Here is a 6,137-nt window from a genome sequence, read left to right as displayed (position 1 = left end):
GGGTACCCCTTGGGGTTTTTTGGGCGGTTTGGGCCGGGGTTCGGGGGGGGGCGGGGGGGGGGGCCGCCCGGGGGGGGGGGGGGGTTGGCGGGGGGGGGGGGGGGGGGGGGGGGGGGGGGGGGGCCCCCCCCCCCCCCCCCCCCCGTCGCCGTTCGGGCCCGGACCAACTGTCAGCTCCCGGACATCACTACCGGCGGGTTGTGGATAACCCGCCGAATCCTGTGGACAACGCTGGATAGCAGCCTGGCCACCTGTGGACAACGATCCACCGAGAGCAGGGAAGTGGTCACGATTCGTCAACATGAGTCGTACCGCGTTGCCCCGGCCCACCCTGCTGCCCGGCCTGCACCGCCTCTGGCGCGACAGGCACACCCTGCAACTCGGCGTCGGTCCCGGGCCCGCCGTGCTGCTGGAGCTGGCCAATCCCCGGGCCGCAGGTCTGCTCGACCTGCTCGACGGCAGCCGTAGCGAGCGGCAGGTGCTTGCCCACGCGGCCAGCGCCCGGGTCACCGCCGACGATGCCCGTACCCTGCTTGCCACTCTGCGCGCCGCGGGCCTGCTGGTGCCCGCGCACAGCCTGCTCCCCCGCGACCTGGCCGGCCCGCTCAGAGCGCGGCTCGCCGCCGAGGCGGGAGCGCTGGCCCTGGCCGCGGCCCGACTGCCCGGCACGCCCGCCCAGGTGCTGCGACGCCGACGAACCGCCCGGGTGCTGCTCACCGGCCCCGGTGCGCTCGGCGCGGCACTGGCCGTGGCGCTTGCCCAGTCCGGTGTCGGGCAGGTGATCCCGCACCTCAGCGGCCCGGTACGCCCCGTCGACCTGGTCGGCACCGGCATCACGGCCGCCGAACTGGGCGACCCGCTCGCCCCGGCGGTACGGGCCGCGATCGGCAGGGCGGCACCGAGCACCGGCACCCGCCCAGGCCGGGCCGCCCGCGTCGACCTGGTGATCCAGCTCGGCACCGACCGTCCTCCGGCCCTGCTCGCCGCCGGTCTCGCCCAGCGTCGCCAGCCGCACCTGTTGGTCACCCTGCGCGAGGGCGTACCGGTCGTCGGGCCACTCGTCCGCCCACCCGCCGGGCCCTGCCTGCACTGCGTCGAGTTGCACAGGGCCGACCGCGACCCGGCGTGGCCCCGGCTCGCCGCCCAGCTCGCCGCCGTCGCGCCGGCCCCCGCCGGTGCGACAGGCACGCTGCTCGCGGCGACCGGCTACGCGCTCGCCGAGGCGCTCACGCAGCTCGACGGCGGCAGTCCGGAGACCCTCGGCGGCGCGATGGAGATCGTCGGTGCCGGCCGGTTCCGCCGTCGGGGGTGGCCACCACATCCCGCGTGCGGGTGCTCGGAACGCCGGGTGAGTGCACCAGCCCGGCCGCACGGCAGCAGCGGAGCCCTCCGGTCGGTAACAATGACCGGGTGACCGACATCCCACGCCGGGCCGTGTCCCGGACCGCCAAGCTCGCCGCTCTGCCGCTCGGCTTCGCCGGCCGGACCGTCCTCGGCATGGGAAAGCGTGTCACCGGGCTCGCCTCCGACGTGATCTCCGCAGAGATCCAGCAACGCACCGCCGAGCAGTTGTTCAGCGTCCTGGGCCAGCTCAAGGGCGGTGCGATGAAGTTCGGCCAGGCGCTGTCGGTGTTCGAGGCGGCCCTTCCCGAGGAGATCGCGGCACCGTACCGCCAGGCGTTGACCAAGCTCCAGGAGGCGGCGCCGCCGCTTCCGGCGGCCAGCGTGCACAAGGTGCTGGCCGAGCAGCTCGGCCCCGACTGGCGGGACCGGTTCGTCGAGTTCGACGACACCCCGGCCGCCGCCGCCAGCATCGGCCAGGTGCACCGGGCGCGGTGGCGGGAACCGGGCTACGACGCATCGGGTGCGCCGCACGGCCGCGACGTGGCCGTCAAGATCCAGTATCCGGGTGCCGGCGACGCGCTCCTGGCCGACCTCAAGCAGCTCTCCCGGCTGGGCGGGATGTTCCGGGCCATCCAGCCCGGCCTGGACGTGAAGCCGCTCCTGGTCGAGCTCCGCGAACGGATCACCGAGGAGTTGGACTACGAGCTGGAGGCCGAGTCGCAGCGCGCCTTCGCCGCCGCGTACGCCGACGACCCGGAGATCTACATCCCGGCGGTGGTCCACGCGGCACCCCGGGTGCTGGTCACCGAATGGGTGACGGGCACCCCGCTTGCCGACATCATCCGGGAGGGCACCGAGGAACAGCGGGACGAGGCGGGCCGGCTGATGGCCACCCTGCACCTCTCCGCGCCGCAGCGGGCCGGGCTCCTGCACGCCGACCCGCACCCGGGGAACTTCCGGCTGCTGCCCGACGGCCGGCTCGGGGTGATCGACTTCGGCGCGGTGGCCCGGATGCCGGAGGGCACGCCGGAGCCGATCGGCCGCATCGCCGCGCTGGCCCTGCGCAACGACGCCGCAGGGGTGGTGCAGGGGCTGCGGTCCGAGGGCTTCATCGGCGCCACCGACGACATCGACGCCGAGGGGGTCCTCGAGTTCATCCGGCCGATGCTGGAGCCCATCGCCACCGACGGGTTCCGCTTCACCCGGGCGTGGCTGCGCGGCGAGGCTGCCCGTCTGGCCAGCCCCCGCTCCCCCACGTACCAGCTGAGTCGGCAGCTCAACCTGCCGCCGTCGTACCTGCTCATCCACCGGGTGACCCTCGGGTCGATCGGGGTGCTCTGCCAGTTGGAGGCGAAGGCCCCGTACCGGGGCATCCTGGAGCGCTGGCTGCCCGGCTTCGCACCGGTGGCCTGAACGTCACGAAGGGCGGGTGCCGGTCGGCACCCGCCCTTCCTCGTGGGGTGGTACTAGAGAACGCCCAGGTCGCGTGCCGACTGGTTACGGCTGTTCATGGCGACGGTACGGGCGGATCGGGTTGCCTCAGTGCTCGTGGTGGTACGACCGGCCTGAGGCCGGCGCATTCGAGCCCGGGACAACGCTTCGTGGAGTAGTTGCATCTCGAAGGCTCCAGTCGGGACGTTCAACATCGTCTTCTCACTAACTGCCTGTGTGCCACAGGCGTCGTTGGTACGGAACGGGAACATGTCAGGCTGCCAGCCGGACCGCGCCACGCACCTCGGACAGCCCACTGGCTGCCAGGCGCGCCTCGGCCTCGACCCGGAGCGCGGCGTCACGGGCGACGTCCTCCTTGCGCGGGCGGCCACGGGGCCGCTTGCGCGGGACGACCGCGCCACGCTCGAAGATCTCGCCGCCCCAGACGCCCCACGGCTCCGCTCGCTCCACCGCCCCGGCCAGGCACTCGACGCGCAGCGGGCAGTCCCCGCAGAGCGACTTGGCCAGCTCGAGCTCGGCAGGCGAGTCGGAGAACCACAGGTCGGGGTCGAACTTCCGGCAGGGCAGGTTCGCCTCCAGCTCGACGCTCACATCGAGGGGGGCCAACGCCAGACTCATCTCCCGGTCACCTCTCTCTCACTTCGATCTCGTGGATCGCATTCCGACGTACTTCGGCGGGGCAAAAAACTGAGGCCGCGGATCCCGGTAAGCGGGTTCCGCGGCCTCGAGGTGAGCCGGTGTCTGATGATCAGACCGGTTTACCTCGAGGTGGAACGCCGCGGACATCCGTGCGCTTCTTGACGCCATTGATGTCCATGCCCGTGATGCCACTGGTCCCGTTGACTCCGGTGGGCGCGACGGCCAGGGTCAGCTCGGCCTGAACCTGGTGCACCTGCGGAACCGACGGTCGTGCGGCCGCGAGGGCCACCCGGACAGCCGACAGCGGAGCGTGGACAGACGGCATCGCCGTCAGACGCTCATAGGTGAAGATCTCCACGGTGGCCACCTCCCTCACGTTCCTCGAATCGACTGGACCAACCCCCGTGAGCAGCCGGAATGGCGCCGCTCGCGTGGTGTGTCCTGAGGCTATTCCTCGCCTGGGGGCGAGGGCAAACGAATTTACGACTGGATTTCGAAAGTTTTCTCCGGGCAGACGTCGTCCACCCCGGCGCCTCCCACGAGCGCCAGCACCGACTCCCCGTACAGCCCCAACTTGCGTGGGCCGATACCGGCGATGGCGATCAACTCCTCCGGCCGGCCGGGACGCCGCTCGGCCAGCGCGGTGAGCGTGGCGTCGGTGAAGACCACGTACGCCGGAACCTTCTGCGCCCCGGCCACCCGCTGCCGCCACTCGCGAAGCCGTTCGTGCAGCTCATCGTCGATGTCGGAGGGACAGGTCGGACATCGGCCCAGTTTGCGGTCGGGGCCGGCGAGCAGGGTGGCGCCGCAGATCCGGCAGGACACGATCTGCGTCCGGCGCCGTTCGGGACGGCGGGCCGGACCAGTGCCGGCGGCCGCCCGCTCGGTGCCGCCGGAGCGGTCGAGCTGGGGCAGGAACCGCGACGGCCGCCGGGCCCGCCCACCCGGCGAGCGCGCGGCGGCGTACGACAGCCACAGCCACTGCCGGGCCCGGGTGATCCCCACGTAGAGCAGCCGGCGTTCCTCCTCTACCTGCTCGACGGTCTTGGCGTACGTGGTGGGGAGGGTGCCCTCGGCGAGACCGACCAGGAATACCGCGTCCCACTCCAGCCCCTTGGCCGAGTGCAGCGACGCAAGCGTCACCCCGTCCACGGTCGGCACGTGCTGCTGGGCGGCGCGGTTGGCCAACTCCTCGGTGAAGTCGGTGAGGGTGACCTGGCGCTCCACCGAGGCGGCCTCGCCGATCGGCACCACCTCGGGGGTTGCCGCGTACTCCTCGGCGAGCTGGACCAGCGCGGCCAGCGCCTCCCAGCGTTCGCGGGCCGCGCCGCCGGCCGGGGGCGCGTCCGGGGACCATCCGACGGCGGTGAGCGCCTCGACGACGGCGGTCGGCAGCGGCGTTTCCCCCGGGATCGAGCGGGTGGCGGAGCGCAGCGCGACCATCGCCTGGCGTACCTCGGCCCGCTCGAAGAAGCGCTCCGCGCCCTGCACCACGTACGGCACCTCGGCCTCGGTGAGCGCCTTCTCGTACGCCTCGGACTGCGCGTTGACCCGGAACAGCACGGCGATCTCCTTCGCCGGCGTGCCCGCGTCGATCAGGGACCGGCAGCGTGCGGCCACGGCGTTCGCCTCGGCCGGCTCGTCGGTGAAGATCCGCAGGTCCGGTTCCGGTCCCGGCGGGCGCTGGCCGCTCAACTCCAGGCGCAGCCGCGCCTCGGTGCCCCGGGCCTGGGAGATCACCGCGTTGGCCAGGCCCACCACCTGCGGCGTGGAGCGGTAGTCGCGGACCAGCCGGACCACTGTGGCGTTGCGGTGCCGGCGCGGGAAGTCGACCAGGTACGACGAGGTCGCCCCGGTGAACGAGTAGATGGTCTGGCTGGCGTCGCCGACCACTGTGAGGTCGTTGCGGCCGCCCAGCCAGGCGTGGAGCAACCGCTGCTGGAGCGGGTTGACGTCCTGGTACTCGTCGACCACGAAGTGCCGGTACTGGCCCCGGACCTGCTCGGCGACGTCCGGGTGCTCCTCGACGCCCCACACGGCGGCGCGCAGCATGTCCTCGAAGTCGATCACGCCGTTGGAGCGCTTGAGCTGCTCGTACGCGGTGAACACGTCGGCCACCTTCGCCGGCTCGTGCGGCGTGTCGCGCAGCGCCCGTGCCGCCGCCACCACGTACTCCCCCGGTTCGACGAGCGACGACTTGGCCCATTCGATCTCACCGGCGAGGTCCCGGGCGGCGGCCCGGTCGGTACGCAGACCGACCCGGGCGGCCGCGAGGGTGACCAGCCGCACCTTGCTGTCCAGTAGCTCGGGCATGGCGCGGCCGGCCAGCAGCCGGGGGGCGAAGTACCGCACCTGGCGCAGCGCGGCGGCGTGGAACGTCCGCGCCTGCACGCCCCGGACCCCGAGCAGCGAGATCCGGTGTCGCATCTCGGCGGCGGCCCGGGCGGTGAAGGTGACCGCGAGCACGTGCCGGGGGGAGATCTCGCCGGAGAGCGCCCGGTGGGCGATCCGGGAGGTGATCGCGCGGGTCTTGCCGGTGCCGGCGCCGGCAAGGATGCAGACCGGGCCGGCGGGTGCGGTCACCGCGGCGCGCTGCTCCGGGTCCAGCCCGGCGAGCACCTGTTCCGACGCTGAGTGAACCACCACAACCAGGAATCATCTCAGCTCCTCCGGACGTTGCAGCGAACAGCCTCGGCTTGATC

The 6,137-nt window shown here is 72.9% G+C and carries 5 protein-coding genes; 2 read left to right on the top strand and 3 right to left on the bottom strand.

Features of this window, described 5'->3' with window-relative positions; all coding sequences use genetic code 11:
- Positions 1–301 precede the first annotated feature (301 nt).
- Positions 302–1,414, top strand: a complete 1,113-nt coding sequence (locus ACFY1S_RS12190; protein WP_387115947.1) for a TOMM precursor leader peptide-binding protein — start codon at positions 302–304, stop codon at positions 1,412–1,414.
- Positions 1,411–2,757 (top strand): ABC1 kinase family protein, encoded by a 1,347-nt coding sequence (locus ACFY1S_RS12185; protein WP_387115944.1) that lies wholly within the window; start codon positions 1,411–1,413, stop codon positions 2,755–2,757. The genes ACFY1S_RS12190 and ACFY1S_RS12185 overlap by 4 nt, the downstream gene beginning before the upstream one ends.
- Positions 2,758–3,048: 291 nt before the next feature.
- Here the strand turns inward: ACFY1S_RS12185 and ACFY1S_RS12180 are convergent, their stop codons facing one another.
- From ACFY1S_RS12180 to ACFY1S_RS12170, 3 genes are all read right to left on the bottom strand, one after another.
- Complete coding sequence (locus ACFY1S_RS12180; RefSeq protein WP_139582271.1) at positions 3,049–3,414, bottom strand: WhiB family transcriptional regulator; 366 nt, start codon at positions 3,412–3,414, stop codon at positions 3,049–3,051.
- Between the two features lie 130 nt (positions 3,415–3,544).
- Positions 3,545–3,793, bottom strand: a complete 249-nt coding sequence (locus ACFY1S_RS12175) for a hypothetical protein (protein WP_364375070.1) — start codon at positions 3,791–3,793, stop codon at positions 3,545–3,547.
- 122 nt (positions 3,794–3,915) lie between these two features.
- Positions 3,916–6,081, bottom strand: coding sequence for an ATP-dependent DNA helicase UvrD2 (locus ACFY1S_RS12170; protein WP_387115939.1), 2,166 nt, complete (start codon positions 6,079–6,081; stop codon positions 3,916–3,918).
- Positions 6,082–6,137 lie beyond the last annotated feature (56 nt).

It is taken from the genome of Micromonospora sp. NPDC000663 (assembly GCF_042898105.1).
GTDB lineage: Bacteria > Actinomycetota > Actinomycetes > Mycobacteriales > Micromonosporaceae > Micromonospora.
Note: the sequence above shows the minus strand (reverse complement) of the source record. Positions and strands in the feature narration are given on the sequence as shown.

Coding starts and splice junctions, on each gene's coding strand:
- ACFY1S_RS12190 (WP_387115947.1), top strand. CDS start 302: ATGAGTCGTACCGCGTTGCCCCGGCCCACCCTGCTGCCCGGCCTGCAC.
- ACFY1S_RS12180 (WP_139582271.1), bottom strand. CDS start 3,414: ATGAGTCTGGCGTTGGCCCCCCTCGATGTGAGCGTCGAGCTGGAGGCG.